Source organism: Hymenobacter agri (assembly GCF_054778495.1).
Genome location: NZ_BAAGZM010000035.1, coordinates 1 through 16,010, shown reverse-complemented (window position 1 = coordinate 16,010; position 16,010 = coordinate 1). Strand labels below are relative to the sequence as shown.

12 protein-coding genes and 1 pseudogene are annotated in these 16,010 nt (G+C 62.9%); 11 read left to right on the top strand and 2 right to left on the bottom strand.

The genetic code is table 11. The features are described 5' to 3' along the window. The 6 genes from ACYVDE_RS03810 to ACYVDE_RS03785 form a co-directional block, all read left to right on the top strand. The coding region (locus ACYVDE_RS03810; protein WP_460500134.1) for a hypothetical protein at positions 1 to 1,206 on the top strand (1,206 nt) is incomplete at its 5' end. Positions 1,207 to 1,347: 141 nt separating this feature from the next. Next, on the top strand, positions 1,348 to 1,881 hold the full coding sequence (locus ACYVDE_RS03805; RefSeq protein WP_460500133.1) for a PPC domain-containing DNA-binding protein: 534 nt from the start codon (positions 1,348 to 1,350) through the stop codon (positions 1,879 to 1,881). Positions 1,882 to 2,012: 131 nt separating this feature from the next. Continuing rightward, positions 2,013 to 5,312: a tetratricopeptide repeat protein gene (locus ACYVDE_RS03800; RefSeq protein ID WP_460500132.1), complete on the top strand. Its 3,300-nt coding sequence runs from the start codon at positions 2,013 to 2,015 to the stop codon at positions 5,310 to 5,312. A gap of 196 nt (positions 5,313 to 5,508) precedes the next feature. Continuing rightward, on the top strand, positions 5,509 to 7,452 hold the full coding sequence (locus ACYVDE_RS03795) for a DUF3857 domain-containing protein (protein WP_460500131.1): 1,944 nt from the start codon (positions 5,509 to 5,511) through the stop codon (positions 7,450 to 7,452). Positions 7,453 to 7,631: 179 nt separating this feature from the next. Further along, a complete protein-coding gene (locus ACYVDE_RS03790; protein ID WP_460500130.1) occupies positions 7,632 to 9,620 on the top strand; it encodes a DUF3857 domain-containing protein in 1,989 nt (662 codons plus the stop codon). A gap of 148 nt (positions 9,621 to 9,768) precedes the next feature. Continuing rightward, positions 9,769 to 10,269: a PaaI family thioesterase gene (locus ACYVDE_RS03785; protein WP_460500129.1), complete on the top strand. Its 501-nt coding sequence runs from the start codon at positions 9,769 to 9,771 to the stop codon at positions 10,267 to 10,269. Positions 10,270 to 10,464: 195 nt separating this feature from the next. On the opposite strand, the gene ACYVDE_RS03780 is transcribed toward ACYVDE_RS03785, so the two are convergent. Together ACYVDE_RS03780 and ACYVDE_RS03775 are read right to left on the bottom strand one after the other, a co-directional pair. Next, positions 10,465 to 11,994 (bottom strand): DNA integrity scanning protein DisA nucleotide-binding domain protein, encoded by a 1,530-nt coding sequence (locus tag ACYVDE_RS03780; protein ID WP_460500128.1) that lies wholly within the window; start codon positions 11,992 to 11,994, stop codon positions 10,465 to 10,467. A gap of 216 nt (positions 11,995 to 12,210) precedes the next feature. After that, a complete protein-coding gene (locus ACYVDE_RS03775) occupies positions 12,211 to 13,029 on the bottom strand; it encodes an energy transducer TonB (RefSeq protein WP_460500127.1) in 819 nt (272 codons plus the stop codon). Positions 13,030 to 13,326: 297 nt separating this feature from the next. Between ACYVDE_RS03775 and ACYVDE_RS03770 the strand changes: the two genes are divergently transcribed. The 5 genes and pseudogenes from ACYVDE_RS03770 to ACYVDE_RS03750 form a co-directional block, all read left to right on the top strand. Further along, on the top strand, positions 13,327 to 13,788 hold the full coding sequence (locus ACYVDE_RS03770) for a RidA family protein (RefSeq protein WP_460500126.1): 462 nt from the start codon (positions 13,327 to 13,329) through the stop codon (positions 13,786 to 13,788). Between the two features lie 75 nt (positions 13,789 to 13,863). Continuing rightward, on the top strand, positions 13,864 to 14,826 hold the full coding sequence (locus ACYVDE_RS03765) for a bestrophin family protein (protein WP_460500125.1): 963 nt from the start codon (positions 13,864 to 13,866) through the stop codon (positions 14,824 to 14,826). 43 nt (positions 14,827 to 14,869) lie between these two features. Beyond that, on the top strand, positions 14,870 to 15,238 hold the full coding sequence (locus tag ACYVDE_RS03760) for a hypothetical protein (RefSeq protein WP_460500124.1): 369 nt from the start codon (positions 14,870 to 14,872) through the stop codon (positions 15,236 to 15,238). 46 nt (positions 15,239 to 15,284) lie between these two features. Then, positions 15,285 to 15,566 (top strand): hypothetical protein, encoded by a 282-nt coding sequence (locus tag ACYVDE_RS03755; RefSeq protein ID WP_460500123.1) that lies wholly within the window; start codon positions 15,285 to 15,287, stop codon positions 15,564 to 15,566. A 63-nt stretch (positions 15,567 to 15,629) separates the two neighbouring features. Continuing rightward, positions 15,630 to 16,010 (top strand): annotated as a pseudogene (locus ACYVDE_RS03750) (hypothetical protein); the annotation flags it as partial.

Genomic DNA, 16,010 nt, shown 5'->3' with positions numbered 1-16,010 from the left:
GTTGGCGGGGCCGGGCAGTGGGTGGCTGTAGGGCCGCACGTAGCCGTGCTGGTGCTGTCGCCCGAAGCGAAGCGTGCCGCCGAAGCCCTGTTTGGCACTGCTGAACTCACGGAGCAGCAAACCACGCCCCAGCAGGAAGGCCCGCAAAACCCCGCCGCCGACCAGCCCGATGGCCCCGAAACCGCCACTCAACTGCAGATAGAGCAGCGCCGCCGCCTCAGCCGCTCGTTTGCGGTGCCGAAGCAGGGGCGGGCTTTCTCACTCGATACCCGCTACGGCCGCGTGCAGGTGAACACCTGGAGCAAGGCCGAAATCAAAGTGGATGCAGAGCTGGTGGCCCGCGCCGAAACCGACGCCGGAGCCAAGCAGGTGCTCGATGCGCTGGGCGTGCAGTGGCTCGACTACGACGCCCGCACCGGCGGCGTGGCCGTGAGCACACAGTTTGGCCCCACCCTGCGCGGCCGGGCCGGCGGCTGTCGCTACCAGGTGAATTACACCGTGTGGCTGCCCCGCACCACGGCCCTGCGCCTCTACGACAGCTTCGGCGACGTAACGTTGAACAACGACCTGCGCGGCAGCACCGAGCTGGCCGTGGAATACGGCAGCCTGCACACCGCCCGCCTCGACGGCCCGCGCAACCTCATCCGCATCGGCAACGGCGACTGCCGCATTGCCTTCGCCGGCCGCGCCAGCATCGACGCCAGCTACGCCCAGCTGCGCCTCGACGAAGGCACGACGGTGGACCTGCGCAACAACTACTCCGACGTGGACATCGGCACTGTGCAGGACCTCACCGTACACAGTAAATACGGCGACGTGGCCCTGGGCAGCGTGCGCAACCTGCGCGGCTCGTCGGGCTACTCGCGCTTCACGATTGATAAGCTGAGCGAGGGCCTGGACATGGCCGTGCGCTACTGCCCCGATTTCGTGGTGCGCGACATGGGTGCCAACTTCCGCCAGGTAAACCTCGACGGCGGTTTCAGCACCATTCGGCTGGGTTTTGCCGATGCGCCCGCCTTTCGCTTCGACGTGAGTACCGAGCAGGGCCAACTGCTGGTGGATAAAAATCTGGTGCGCGTGCTCTCGCAGGAAAACGGCCCGCAGACCAGCGACGTGCTAGGCGTGTTCGGGGCCGTGACGCCGGCCCAGCGGGCGGGTAACGTCAACATCAAGGTGCGCTACGGTACAGTGCGGTTCAGCAAGTAAGATTGCAGTATTAAGTATTTGGGGTGCCGTCTGTCATCCTGAGCGCAGCGAAGGACCTTATCGCGTCAGAGCAACTCGCTCGAACGTGATAAGGTCCTTCGCTGCGTTCAGGATGACAGACGCATGACGTTCTTTGGGGTAATGACTACTCGTCTCGCTCTCCTATTATCGTTGCTGGCCGCGCCCGCGCTGGCCCAACCCCCCGCCGCCGTGCCCGCTGCCCAATCTTCCAGCCTCAAAACCTACGCCCTGCGCCTGAAGCCCGGCGACGACCTGCGCCAGCAGCTTACGGCCTTCGTGCAGCAAAACCACATTGCGGCAGGTACCCTGATTACCTGCGTGGGCAGCCTCACGGTGGCCACGCTGCGGCTGGCCAACCAGGAAGGGCCCTCGGTGTACAAAGGTCATTTCGAGATTGTGTCGCTGGTGGGTACGCTGTCCACCAATGGCTCGCACCTGCACCTAGCGGTGTCGGATAGCACCGGGCGTACCATTGGCGGGCACCTGCTTGATGGCTGCCGGGTGTACACGACGGCTGAAATCGTGCTGGGCGAGCTGCCGCAACTGGATTTTCGGCGCGAAACCGACCCCACGTTTGGCTACCAGGAGCTGGTGGTGCGGCCAGCGGCCAAGCCGGTTGCTGCCCCGCCCGCCGCCCCGAAGCGAAAAAAATAGCCGTCGGCTGAAAAAAGATGAGCAGCCGGTGAAATTCATCCTGTCGGCTGCTTATTATTGTGGTAACGTGGGCGCTTTTGCTCCGGCCTGAAGCCGGAAAATAGCCTGCTCTACCTCCTGCTTTTTTCTGTATGTCGACTGCGATTCGCGGTGCCGCGCTGGCGCTGCTATTGGCCGGCCCCCGCCTGGGCTGGAGCCAGCAAACCCCCATTGCCTGGCCCCAGCCGGGCCAGCTGGTGAAAGAGGGCGTCGCCCTGCACGATAAAGAAGATTACGCCGGGGCCGCTGCTAAATACCAGGCCGTCACGCCCGGCGACTCGACCTACGCCACCGCCCAGAGCGAGCTGGCGCTGAGCCTGGAAGCCGCCGGCAAGCACGCCGAGGCCATTATGGCCGCCCGCCGCGCCCTGGCCCTGCAGCCCTTCGAGCCCCAGACCTACAACACCCTGGCCACCGCCCAGGAAGCTCTGAAGCAGATTGACGATGCCCTGGCCACCTACGCCGCTGGCATCAAGCTATTCCCTTACAACCAGAACCTGGTGTACAACCTGGGCGTGGTGCAGTTTCAGCACGACCGGCCCGCCGAGGCCATTGCCAGCTTCGAGCGCAGCCTGGAGCTGGCCCCCACGCACCCCAACACGCACCGCCTGCTGGCCGTGCTGGCCGCCGAGCAGGGCCACACCGCGCGGGCGCTGCTGGGCTGGCTGACGTATCTGGTGCTGGCCAACCCCGGCCAGACGACGCACGATGTGCTGGTGGCCGCCGAAACCCTCTCGCAGGGGGCGCCGGTGGTCGAAGACAAGGAGCGCATCAAGCCCGTGGTATCGAACGAGGCGTTTTCCGAGCTCGACCAGCTGATTGAGAGCAAGGTGGCCTTGCAGCCCGGCTACGTGTCGAAGGTGAAATTTCCGGCTTCGGTAGTGAAGCAGACCCAATTGCTGGTGGAGAAATTCCCGCTCGACGGGCCCGCCGACGACTTCTGGGTGCGGGCCTACGGGCCGATGATAAAGGCGCTGCGCCAGAACGACCACCTCACGGCCTTCACCTACAGCATGCTGGAATCGGCCGACGACAAGCGCGCCGCCCAGTGGGTGAAGGGCAACAAGTCGAAAATTGACGCCATGATGCGCGTGGTGGTGGAAGGCCTGGCCGAGCTGCGCGCCAAGCAGATGATTGCGGGCCAGCCCACGGCCGCGCGCGTCGATGGCTGGTTCAGCAAGAATGCGCTGGTGGGCCTGGGACCGGGCGTGGTAGATGCCGCCGGTGATTTCAAGGGCAGCGGCGACTGGATTTCCATCGATGCCGCCTCGGGCTACGTGGATGGGCACGGGCAGTACAATGCCGCCGGCAAGAAGGTGGGCGAGTGGAAGGTGTTGCGCCCCGACGGCAGCCTGGAGCAGGTGTACCACTACAACGACCAGGGCGAGCGCGAGGGCCTGAGCCGCGAATTCCATCGCAACGGCCAGCCCTCGTACGAAAGCACTTACCGGGCCGGCAAGGTCGAGGGCGTGCTCACGGTATTCAACGAGTGCGGGGCACGCATCGGCAGCCGCACCTTCAAGGCCGGCGACCTCGACGGGCCGTATTCGACCTATTACAACAACGGCCAGCTGCGCATGCGCGCCATCACCCACGCCGACAAGGTGGACGGGCTGGAAGAGGGCTTCTACCAGGACGGCAGCCCCGAGTACACCACCACCATGGCCCAGGGCGTGCGGCAGGGGGCTTTTACGTCGTACTACCCCGGCAAGGTACTGGAGCGCAAGGGCACCTACGACCACGGCGAGCTCGACGGGCTATACCAGGAATACCACGACAACGGCCAGCTGAGCCAGGAAGGCCGCTACGCCCACGGCAAGCAGGCCGGCACCTGGAAGGAATTTCACCCCAACGGCAAGCCGAGTGTAGAGAAGAGCTTCGACGAAGCCGGCAAGCTGCACGGCGTGTACCGCGACTACGACGAAACCGGCCACCTGTACTGCGACACCGAGTACGCCCACGGCCGCACCGTGCACCTGCGCTACTACAACCGCCAGAACCAGCCCGTGCTCGACCAGGACACCCGCAAGGGCCGCGTGGCCGTGCAGCTGCCCGACGCCGACGGCCACAAAAACGCCACTGGCTCCTTCCTCAACGGCGAAATGGTGGGCGACTGGCAATGGTTTTACGCCGACGGCGGCAAGCGCGAAATGGCCCATTTCGACGACAAGGGCACTAAAACCGGCATCTCTGAGCTGTACTACCGCAGCGGCCAGCTGCAGCGCCGCACCCGCTACGATGCTGAGGGGCGCGAAGACGGCCTATTTGAGCAGTTTACCCTTGATGGGCTGCCTTCGCTGCAGGGCTATTTCCTAGCCGGCCAGCGCCACGGCCAGTGGAAGGACTTCTATGCGAACGGCCGCTTGAGCGAGGAGTACGAATACTTCAAAGGCGACCTGAACGGAATGAGCCGCAGCTACGAGCCCGGCGGCAAGCCCACCCAGGAGCGGCAGTTTGAGTTCGACAAGCTCCACCACGTGACGACCTACGACTCGACGGGGCAGGTGCTGGCCAATGTAGCCATCAGGCCCGACAGCAAGGACTACGTGCTGCTTTACCCCAGCGGCAAGCCCTATTACCGCAGCGGCCTGGGTTGCTACGAAAGCGGTGGCCTCTCGACGTGGTACCGCCCCGATGGCAGCGTAGAAACCACGGTGGAGCAGCTGGGCGGACGGCGACACGGGCCTTTCCGCTCCTCGTTTGCCAATGGCAAGCCCAACCGCGTGGGCCAGTTCCAAAACGGCCAGACCACCGGCGAATGGCTGACCTACTACCCCAGCGGCCAGCTGCAGCAGAAGGGCCGCTATCGCAACGGCGACCAGGAAGGCGAGTGGACGCTATACTTCCCCAACGGGCAGGTGGAGTTTGTGGAACAGTACGAAGGCGGCCAGTACCACGGCCACGTGCGCCGCTACAACCCCGCCGGCGAGCTGTTGACTGACAAGCAGTACGAGCACGGCGTGCTGGTGAACTACCGCGGGCCGGTGGAGAGCAGCGCGCCCCAAGCGCTGCCCAACCAAACCGGCACCATCAGCGTGAATTTTGCCAACGGCAAGCCCGCTGTAATGGAAAGCTACGACCATAGCCAGGCCACCGGGACGGCCACGTACTACTACGCCTCGGGTGCGGTGTTCCGCCGCACCAGCTTCGCCAAGGGCCTGCGCACGGGCCTGCTCGAAAGCTTTTACCCCAACGGCAAGCCCATGGAGCAGGAAAGCTACCTGCACGGCGAGCTGAACGGCCGCTGCCGCTACTACCGCCCCGACGGCACCCTGGAGCGCGAAGAAACCTATCGCAGCGGCGAGCGCAGTGGCCCCAGCACCACCTTCGATGCCGCCGGCAAGCCCCTGCGCACCGACGTGTACTGGAATCTGATGGTGTACAATAAGTAGAGACGCAACATTTTGCGTCTCGTCGTTGAACGATAGCATGCGAACGGTGCAGTGCCGCTCGTTCAACGACGAGACGCAAAATGTTGCGCCTCTACCTCGTTCGCTATGCGAAATCAAGGGCGGTTAAGTATAGGGTTGGAAGCCGGTTATTATCTTCTAACTTTAAGTCGATTACGCTATATCCTTTCCGTATTGTATGCGCAAAATCCTACTGTTATTTCCCGTACTGCTGCTGGCGGCCGCCGCGGCCCACGCCCAGGCCCCCGCCAGCCAGCTCCTGACGCAGATGCGCCAGCAATACCCGACCGAAAAAGCCGTGTACCTAGAGCTGCGCCAAGACCTGACCGTGGAAATCCGCAACGACTCGGTGCAGGTGACCAACCGCCACCACGCCGACATGCTGCACCTGGCCGAGCAGTCGGCCATGTACGCCAACGACCGGGTGTACAGCTCGCACTTCAACCGCCTGCAAAAGCTGGAAGCCCGCACGCTGGTGCCCAACGGCGAGAAGTTCAAGGCGGTGAAGGTGACGGAATTCAAGGACAAGTTCGAGATTCAATCGGGGGTGTTTTTCGATGACACGCGCTCTGTCTCGTTCACGTTTCCGGCCGTGTCGCCGGGGGCGCGCACCGAAACCGACTACACCGTGCGGCACGTGGATGCCCGGTTTGTGATGCCATTTTTCGTGGGCTCCTACGTGCCCGTGCGCCACGCCGAGCTGACGATTACTGCCCCGAAAGGCGTGGTGATTGGCTACAAGACCTTCCACGCCGAAAACACCCCCATCAAGTACACCCGGGAGGAAAAAGGCAGCCAGGTGGTGTACCGCTGGACGGCCGACAACCTGCCCAGCCCGCCCCGCGAGGAAGACAGCCCCGAGAGCAGCTACTACCTGCCGCACATCGTGTTTTTCGTGCAGGAAGCGCCCGTGAACGGCCAGAGCCGCAAGCTGCTCTCCGGCGTGCCGGAACTGTACAACATGTACGCCGACTTCGTGCGTCGCATCGACCGGCAGCCCAGCCCGGCCCTGCAGCACCGCGTCGATTCGCTGGTGGCCGGGGCCGCTACCGAGGAGGAAAAAGTGCGCCGCGTGTACTACTGGGTGCAGGACAACGTGAAGTACATCGCCTTCGAACAGGGCCTGCGCGGTTTCATTCCGCACGATGCCGGGCTGGTGTACGCGCGCCGCTACGGCGACTGCAAGGACATGGCCAACCTCACCAACGAGATGCTGCACCTGGCCGGCGTGAAAAACGCCTACCTGACCTGGGTGGGCACCCGCGACCTGCCCTACAAGTACGGCGAACTGGCCACGCCCGGCGTCGATAACCACATGATTGCCACTTATGAGCCCACGCCCGGCAAGTACGTGTTCCTTGATGCCACCAGCAAGCACACGCCCTACGGCATGCCCTCGGCCATGATTCAGGGCAAGGAAGGTCTGCTCGCTCTCGACCCCAAAAACAGCCGCGTGGTGGACATTCCGGCGATGGATAAGGGCCGCAGCGGCGTCGACGACGCCTCGGTGCTGACCCTGGACGGCACCACGCTGCGCGGCACCGGCAAGCTGAACATCGCCGGCTACTCCAAAGTGAACCAGAGCTACGGCCTCGATGGGCTGGACCGCACCGCCGAGCCCAAGTACATCAAGGCGCTGCTGGAGCGCGGCAACAACAAGTTCTTCGTCGACAAATACAGCATTGCTAATCTTGATACCCGCGACCAGCCACTGAGCATCAGCTACGACTACCGCCTGCAGGATTACGTGCAGCAGGTCGACGACGAGGTGTACATCAACCTGAACCTGGAACGGCCCTACGCTACCGACCGCATCGACTCGACCACCCGCAAGCTGCCGCGCTACAACGAGTTCGCTCACACCGACCACACCCGCACCGAGCTGGTGGTGCCCGCCGGCTACGAGGTGAGCTACCTGCCGCCCACTGTGCAGGCCCAGGGCGACGCCCTCGGCTTCAAGGTGAGCTACGAGCGCCAGGGCAACAAAATCATCCAGGACCGCGAGGTGTACGTGAACTACCTGCTCCTGCAGCCCAAGCAGTTCGGCAGCTGGAACTCGGTGGTGAACAAGCTTGGTAGCGCCTACCGCGAGGTGGTGATTTTGAAAAAAAAGAAAATATAGCTGGACGCGGAATAACAGAACGTCATGCCGAGCGTAGCCGAGGCATCTCGCGTGCCGCCACTAATCAATGATGGCTCAACGATTGAGTTACCGCCCCAAGCGAGATGCCTCGGCTACGCTCGGCATGACGTTCTGCTGAGAAAACGCTCATCATTACACTACCCATCCTTCCCCCATTCATGCGTCTTCCTTTCCTCACCATTTTCCTGCTCACCACGGCCACGCTTTCGGCCCAGACGCTACCGCCCGACCTCATCCACGCCGGCTACAACTGGGACACCAAGCGCCACCAGCGCCTGCCCGTGTCGGCGGCCGAGGCCGAGTTGCCGGCCGTGCTGCTGCGCGACTTCACCAGCCTGGAGTATTACTACGACAAGGCCAGCAAGGACATCCGCCTGTTTGCCACTGAACACCGCATTGTGCGCGTGAACTCGTCCGATGGTATCGAGAGCTACAACAAGATTGTGGTACCGGTGCTGGCCTCGGGCGCACCCGTCGACATTAAGGCGCGCACCATCAGCCCGCGCGGGGAGGTGCACGAGGTGAAGGCCGCCGACATGAAGGAGCTGAAGGACCAGGAGGGCGGCCGCGGTTTCCGCGTGTTTGCCGTCGATGGCGTGGAGAAGGGCTCCGAAATCGAGTATTTCTACACCCGCGAGCGCCACGTGAATCACTTCGGCAGCGAGATTCTGCAGAGCGAGACGCCCGCCCACGACGTCACTTTCGAGCTGATTTCGCCCAAAGCCCTCACGTTTGAGGCGCGCGTGTACCACGGCCCGGCCATGACGCCCGACACCACCATGGCCGAGCGCCGTGCCCTGCGCCTGCACCTCGACAACGTGGCTGGGCTGCGCAATGAGGCCTTTGCCAACGTGAAAGCCCAGCGCATGCGCGCCGAGTACAAGCTGGCCTACATCGCCAGCAAGGGCCAGGTGCGCCAGTTCACCTGGGCCGACGCCAGCCAGTACGTGTATGGCAGCGTGAACAACCTGACCAAAGACGAGGCCAAGGCTGTGGCCAAAATCCTCACCGCTGGCAAGCTGCTGGCGGCCCCCGTGAGCACGCTGCCTATGGCCGACCGCATTCGGGCCGCCGAGAACTACGTGAAGCTGAACTACAACCTCGAAGAAGGCGCCAGCGGTAACATCGAGCAAATTGCCGCCACCCACAACGCCCCCGAAGCCGGTTTCAGTCATTTGCTGGCCGCCATTTACCGGGCCATGGGCATCGATTTTGAGGTGGTGGTGACTAGCAGCCGCGAGGCCGTACCCTTCGATGGCACGTTCGATACCTGGAACTACCTCGACCACTTCGCCTTCTACTTCCCGGCCACTGGCCAGTACCTGGCCCCGGGTCGGCCCGACTACCGCTACGGCATGCTGCCGGCCGACTGGACGGGCGGCACCGGCTTGTTTATCAAAGGCGTGAAGCTGGGCAATATGGAATCGGCTGTGGGCAAGGTGAAGGAGATTCCGGCCCTCGGCGCCGACCAGAGCCCGCAGGACATTGACGCGACTGTGACCTTCGCGCCCGACCTGAGCAACAGCACCATTCGCCTGCGCCAGACGCTGGGCGGCTACCCGGCGGCCGAGATTCAGCCTTTCTGGACGATGATTCCGGAAGCCAAGCGCACTGAGATTTTGCAAAACCTGCAGAAGGCCGTGGTGCCCGATGCCAGCAACTTCCAGAAGCTGGAAGTGCGCAACACGGAACGCGACATCAGCCCGCTCGACAAGCCATTCATCGTGGAAGGCCAGATGGAATCGGCCGCGCTGCTCGACAAGGCCGGGCCGCGCTACCTGTTCAAAATCGGCACGCTGCTGGGTCCGCAAACCGAGCTGTACCAGAAGGAGGAGCGGCAGTTTGACGTGGAGAACGACAACAACCACCGCTACCTGCGCACCATCCGCTTCGAGGTGCCGGCCGGCTACGCCGTGCGCAACCTCCAGGACCTGAACGTGGATGTGAAAGCCGGTACCGACGCCGCCAAGCCCGATTTCGACTTCCGCTCGTCCTACGTGCAGAACGGCCAGACCATCACTGTGACGGTAGCCGAAAACTACCGCCAACTGCGCTGGCCCAAAGCCGATTTCGAAGCCTTCCGCGCCGTGGTGAACGCGGCGGCCAACTGGAACAAGGTGGTGCTGGTGCTGGATAAGAAGAGCTAGCGGCTGCCGGTAAAAAGGAAAAAGAACGTCATGCTGAGCTTGTCGAAGCATGTCTACCGCGCAAGTAAAATTGATTGCTGCTGCGGCAGAGATGCTTCGGCAAGCTCAGTATGACGTTCTTTATAGCTGCATTACCAACGCTCTCGCCATGACTCCCACCACCGCCGATACCCCGCAAGCCGCCGCCTTCCGCCGCCAGGTGCTGAACCCGATGAAGCTGCGGCTCTTCATGCTGCAAAAGCTGCCCATGGCCTGGCTGGCGGGCCTGCGCCTCACCCAGCTCACACCGGAAATGGCGTCCGTGACGATTCGCTACAAATACCTCACGCAAAACCCGTTTCGCAGCTTATACTTCGCCTGTCTGGCCATGGCGGCCGAGCTGGCCAGTGGCATTCAGGCCATGATGCACGTGCAGGCCGGCTCGCCGGTTTCGATGCTGGTAACGGGTATTCAGGGCGACTTTACGAAAAAAGCCGTGGGCCTCATCACCTTCACCTGCCCCGATGGCGCAGCCATCGCCCAGGCCGTAGCCGAGAGCCGCGCCACCGGCGAAGGCCGCACCGTAATCTGCATCAGCACCGGAGTGGACGAGGCCGGCGACGTGGTAGCAGTGTTCAAACTGACTTGGTCGTTTCGGGCGAAGCGGTAATCATCTGTCATTGCGAAGCCGTAGGCCGTAGCAATCCTTCCTCCCGATGCAGAAAACCTAGAGATGTGAAAAGCCCCGGCTCTTGGATGAGGCGGGGCTTTTTGCGTTTCAAAAAATGCTGGTCACATTGAATGACTCGTCGCTCAGAGAGGAAGGATTACCACGGCCTACGGCCTCGCAATGACAACACCGCGCCTACTCTCGCACCGAAGTCAGCACGTCCACCATGCCGTCTTCGCTCACTACCACGGCCAGGCAGGGGTAATCGGAACTTTCGATGTAGCGCAGGGCCGAGTTATAGCGCGCACCGCGGGTACCATCGCCCCGGCCCGAGGCGCGGCCATCCAGAATGACGCCGATGGAGTAGCAGTAGCCGTCGGGGTCGAGCAGCACGGCCCCGTCGATGCTGGTGACGAGGCGGGTGATGAGCGGCGTGAGCGGCACCGGCTCGATGAGCGTGCACTGCAGCTTGAGGCGGTCGGCTTCGGCCAGGGCCTCGGTGGTAATGACGAGGAGGGTGCCGTGCTTCTGGCGGCTGGCTTCGAGCACCACGTCCCAAAGGCGCTCCACTTTCGGCGCGTCGGCCAGCGAGAAGGTGCGCTTGAGGGCCTTGCGGAAGGCGGTGCGGCTCAGGCGCGGGCGCGGCAGGCCGGGCAGGCCGTAGTGCGAGCGCATGAGCACGTGGCTGGCGTGCTGCAACTCCCAAGCGTAGTGCGTCACGAAGTTGATGACGAATAAATCCTCGCGCACGGCATCGTAGTGGCCGATTTGGCGGCCTAGGGCGTACACGTTTTCGCCGTCGGAGAGCAGGTGCACGTCGGGCGTGGCCATCTCGAGCAGCTTGCGCACGGCGCGGTAGTCCGTCAGCTCGGTAGGGCAGGTGAGGGCGAAGATTTCCTCAATGTTGGGGTGGCCGCGGCGGGCCAGCAGCAGCTTGCCCACGCCCTCGGCCCCCTCGTAGCGCAGGCTGCTGATGGTGTTGCAGGTGGCAAACAGCTTGGTGGTAGCGGGGTCGAGGCCCAGGGCCTGGGCAGGCGTGTCGAGGAAGGTTTTGCCGGCGGCGCGCAGCAGCTCCTCGCTCTCGCGGGGCCGCACAAAAATGCTGGCGCCCGGCTCGGGCTCACTCAGGGCCTTCACGCCTTCTTCGTTGAAGCGGTACATGGCTGCCATCAGCAGCGACGGGGCCAGCGGCTTGCCGTCGGTGTAGTAGCGGGCGGGCTGCAGCGAGGGGTAAGCCTTCAATGGCTTGCGCAGCAGGCGCAGCACCGTCACCACGAAGTAGCCGTTGATTTCGACCGGCCAGCCGGCGAAGTGCACGTAGTTGCCCTGCTGCTCATCGAGCGCGTTCAGGGTTTCCTGCACGGCATCGCGGATACCAATGCCTTGGTGCTTGCGCCGGATGGCGGCGGCGGGCACGTCGTCGCGGTCGGAGAAGGGCCAAGGCGTGGTGAGCTGCTTCACGCGGCCCCGGGCCACGGCGTCGGAAAACGCCTCGCCGGGCAGGCTGGCATCGGTGGGCTCGATGCAGCGGGCGGGGTGGGAGTCGTCGGCGGGCAGGGCCAGCAGCAGCACGAAAGGCTTCAGGTCGTCGTCGAGTGCATCGAACAAATCCACGGCCAGCGCCTGTGCGCCCTCGCGGTAGCGCACCTGGTGGGGCCAGATTTGGGCGGGGACCTTGGGTGCGCTAAGCGGCTTGTCGGCAACGATGGAGCAGGCGGAAAACATGGACGGGAGCGGAGGGAAGAGGGGCGAAAAATTCCCCTCCTTACTAAGGAGGGGATGTTCGAGCCGCAGGCTCGGACGGGGGTGGTTGTGAGCGTTGTTTACAGTAAATAACAGCAGTTGTTATCCGACGCCAGCCTGGCGCCACAACCACCCCAGTGTCCGCTTCGCGGCCACGTCCCCTCCTTGGTAAGGAGGGGAGTTTTCCATAAACTAGCTTTACAGCTGAAACAGAACCGGCAACACCATCTTTTGCTTTATCGGCTTGCCCTGAAACATGGCCGGCTCCCACTTGGGGGCGGTTTTAATGAGGCGCAAGGCTTCCTCATCGAGGCCCGAGCCGAGGCGCTTCACGATGCGCGCATCGGTGAGGCTGCCGTCGGCCTGCACCACGAATTCCATGATAACCTTGCCCTGAATCTTGCGCTGGCGGGCCAGCAGGGGGTATTTCTGGTTCTTCTCAATCCAGTCGAAAAACGCTTGGTTGCCGCCCACGGGCTGGGTGGGGCGGTCGGGGGCCACCACGGCGGGCCGGTTGGGGTTGGCCGAGGCGGCAATGTCGGCCGCGGGCGTGGTAATGGGCTGCTCCTTGCCGGCGCGCATCACCACTGTCGAGCCCGGCGACATCACGAACGACACCGGCACCACCACGCGCTGGCGCACCACTTGGCCGTGGTTTTTGGCCGGCGTCCACTTCGGGCCGCTTTTGATGAGGCGAATGGCTTCGGCGTCGAGCTCGGGCGCGACCGGGTTCTCGACCTTCACCTCGTTCACAGTGCCGGTTTTTTCCACCACAAAGCTTACCTTCACGGTGCCCTGCGCGCCGCGCTGCATGGCAGCCGCCGGGTATTTCTGATGGTCGGCCAGGAACTGGGCGTATTTCTCGGTGCCGCCCAGCGGCACGGCCGGCTGGCCCACCGAATCGTAGATTTCCGTAGCCGAAGGCTTGGGCGGCATCTTGCGCTTCTGGGCTTGCGCCGAATGGCTGACACTAAAGAAACTGAGGCTGCCGAGCAGCAGGAGAGACGAGGATTTCATGCGGGGTGTAGAAGGGGGATGATGGGGGAGAGAGGAAGCGTATGAATTATAGAACGTCATGCTGAGCGTAGTCGAAGCATCTCAACCACGCCGCCGTGGCGCCCCTCTCTTTTGGAGAGGGGCCGGGGGTGAGGTTTCGTCGTCAGTCGAAGCGGTAGAGATGCTTCGACTGCGCTTAGCATGACGTGCCTGATGCTGCGGCGTGACGAAAACAAGCCCGGTACCGCCAAAAACAGTGCCGTGCCGCCCCGCAAATAACGACACCTCGCCGGCCCGATAAATTCACCTCCCGCCCGAATGACGTTATTTGACGCCAAATACCGTAAGTGCATCCCTAAAAACCCCAGCATGACCACCGAAAGCCGCGCTCCCGAACCAGTAGGCGCCTATCCGTACACCCGCCGTGCGGGCAACCTCTTGTTTTTGTCGGGCGTGGGGCCGCGCCAGCGTGGGCAGCCCGCCATCCCGGGTGTGGAGCTTGATGCCGACGGCGGCGTGGTGCGCTACGACTTCGAAAGCCAGTGCCGGGCCGTGTTCCAGAACGTGCGCTACATTCTGGAAGAAGCTGGCGCGGAGTGGGACGACCTGGTGGACGTGACCGTGTTTCTTACTAATATGAAGGACGACTTCCCGACCTACAACCGCCTTTACGCCGAGCATTTTGCCACGGCCCAGCCCTGTCGCACTACGCTCGAAATCAACTGCCTGCCCACGCCCATTGCCATCGAGCTCAAGTGCATTGCCGTGCTCAAAGGCTAGGGCCGCGTGGCGCAATTAACTTCCTTTTAATGGCCCCGGCGCAACTCCCCGGCGCTGCGGCAGGTTTAGTTCCCTATGTATATTCGTAATAATCTGCGCTGGAGCGTAGTCTGGAAACTGACTCGCCGCAGCCTTGTGGTGTTTTTGATTTATAACACGTTGATTTGCTTGCTCTACGGGCCGCTCAACGTGCACGTGCTCGACATTCCGTGGCAGCCGGTGGCCCTGCTTGGCACGGCCGTGGCCTTCTACATCGGCTTCAAAAGCAATGGCTCCTACGACCGTTTCTGGGAGGGCCGGCAGCTGTGGGGCAGCATCGTGAACGTGAGCCGCGTTTGGGCCATCCGGGCCTTCGATTTTGTGCAGGTGCCCGCCGGCACCACCGGTCCCGGCCCCGCCGAAATGGCCGCCACGCACCGCCGCCTGCTCTACCGCCAGATTGCCTGGTGCAACGCCCTGCGCCTGCACCTGCGCCGCCAAACCGCCGAGCTCTGGGACGCCGAAGTCGCGCCTTTCCTGCCCGCCGCCGAAGCCGCGTCGGCCAAAAAGCTCAGCAACCCGCCCACCCACCTGCTGCGCCACCAGAGCGAGGAGTTGCGCGACCTGACCGAGCGCGGCCTGCTCAGCGAGTTCCGCCAAGTGGCCATGATGCAGACCATTCAGGACCTCTTCAACGCGCAGGGTGGCTGCGAGCGTATCAAAAACACGCCGTTTCCGCGGCAGTTCGCATTTTTCAGCTTCGTGTTTGTCTGGATATTCGCCGCCATTCTGCCGCTTGGGCTGGTGGAGGAGTTCGACAGCCGCCAGGCCCTGGGTCAATACCACGTCTGGCTGATGGTGCCGTTTGCCACGCTCGTATCGTGGGTGTTCAACGTGATTGAAATCGTGGGCCACACCAGCGAAAACCCCTTCGAAAACGACATCTACGACGTACCGATGACATCGATTTGCCGCAACATCGAAATCGATATCCGTGAGCTTCTGCAGGAAACTGAGATGCCGGCCAAGATTGAGGCGATAGAGGACGTGATGTATTAAAGCCGGGTAAATGGGGTAAAGCTCATTAAGGGCAACTCAGGTCATGCGTCAATCAGTGCCGGAAGCAACCGATAATTTACCAAATCAACTGGAAGCAGCTTTGTTAAGTGGCATTGCTGAGCATTACCAGTGTCCGGCCCTAGCCGCGCAAATTGCAACGTGTCGTGTAGCGTTGCGCGAATACAGTGGCTGCGGATTCTTTACGACGCTCATAGTACCCGACTACAGCCCGTTAATAAATGAAGCAGAGCGAACCTTCACTGGTAGTGATGTGGCAGCGGGTGAATTATCGCACGGGGCGGGCAGCATTTTGTTTGTCCAAAACGGCCGAATACATTTCCTGGAGGTGTTTGCGTATGCCGATGGTGACCCTGCTGCCGTCACTGGGTTCACCTTGCAACCAATTTCTTGATTGCGCGCACGGCATGGCTGTTCCTGCTGTATGTAGTTTTGGTAGCATGGAAACCACACGGCCCACTATTTTTCGCCTTGGTTGCTGCCTGTGGTTGCTGGCGGGCCTGCCCGCTTGCCAGCCCGGGCAGGCGCGCCTGGCGCAGCTCGAAGCCACCCAGCAGCAGCAGGCCCGCGAACTAGCAGCCCTTAAGCAGCAGCTGGCCGATAGGGAAGAGGAGGTAGCCCAGCTCGAAACCTGCGTCGACGACCTGGAAAATACGGTGTACGAGGACGAGGATTCGGTGGCGTACGACGAGGAGCGGCCGGCTGGGCCCGTGGCTTTGTAGCGCGCTGGCCCAACCCCGCAAGCCCATCTGTGCGTTAACGGAGCCATTCCCCATCTTCGTTGCATGAACCAGCACTCGCGCCAGCTTCGCTACTTTTTCTCCGGCCAGAATTTTACCGACGGGGTGCGCATCACGGTATCGATACTACTGCCGGCGGTGCTGCTGGGGCAGTGGGGGCACTTCGCCGAAGGGCTCACCATCTCGACCGGGGCCGTGTGCGTAAGCGTAACCGACACGCCCGGTCCGGCTGCCCACCGCCGCAACGGCATGCTGGCCGCGCTCGTGCTGGTGGGGCTCACGGCCCTGCTCACCAGTGTGGCCGCCCTCAATATCTTGACGCTGGCGCTCGAAATCGGGGTGCTGGCCTTTGGGCTGACTATGCTGCTCGTGTGGGGCGCGCGGGCCGGGGCCGTGGGCACCGCCGCCCTGCTGAATGTAGTGCTG

Coding starts and splice junctions, on each gene's coding strand:
- ACYVDE_RS03805 (WP_460500133.1), top strand. CDS start 1,348: ATGACTACTCGTCTCGCTCTCCTATTATCGTTGCTGGCCGCGCCCGCG.
- ACYVDE_RS03800 (WP_460500132.1), top strand. CDS start 2,013: ATGTCGACTGCGATTCGCGGTGCCGCGCTGGCGCTGCTATTGGCCGGC.
- ACYVDE_RS03795 (WP_460500131.1), top strand. CDS start 5,509: ATGCGCAAAATCCTACTGTTATTTCCCGTACTGCTGCTGGCGGCCGCC.
- ACYVDE_RS03790 (WP_460500130.1), top strand. CDS start 7,632: ATGCGTCTTCCTTTCCTCACCATTTTCCTGCTCACCACGGCCACGCTT.
- ACYVDE_RS03785 (WP_460500129.1), top strand. CDS start 9,769: ATGACTCCCACCACCGCCGATACCCCGCAAGCCGCCGCCTTCCGCCGC.
- ACYVDE_RS03780 (WP_460500128.1), bottom strand. CDS start 11,994: ATGTTTTCCGCCTGCTCCATCGTTGCCGACAAGCCGCTTAGCGCACCC.
- ACYVDE_RS03775 (WP_460500127.1), bottom strand. CDS start 13,029: ATGAAATCCTCGTCTCTCCTGCTGCTCGGCAGCCTCAGTTTCTTTAGT.
- ACYVDE_RS03770 (WP_460500126.1), top strand. CDS start 13,327: ATGACGTTATTTGACGCCAAATACCGTAAGTGCATCCCTAAAAACCCC.
- ACYVDE_RS03765 (WP_460500125.1), top strand. CDS start 13,864: ATGTATATTCGTAATAATCTGCGCTGGAGCGTAGTCTGGAAACTGACT.
- ACYVDE_RS03760 (WP_460500124.1), top strand. CDS start 14,870: ATGCGTCAATCAGTGCCGGAAGCAACCGATAATTTACCAAATCAACTG.
- ACYVDE_RS03755 (WP_460500123.1), top strand. CDS start 15,285: ATGGAAACCACACGGCCCACTATTTTTCGCCTTGGTTGCTGCCTGTGG.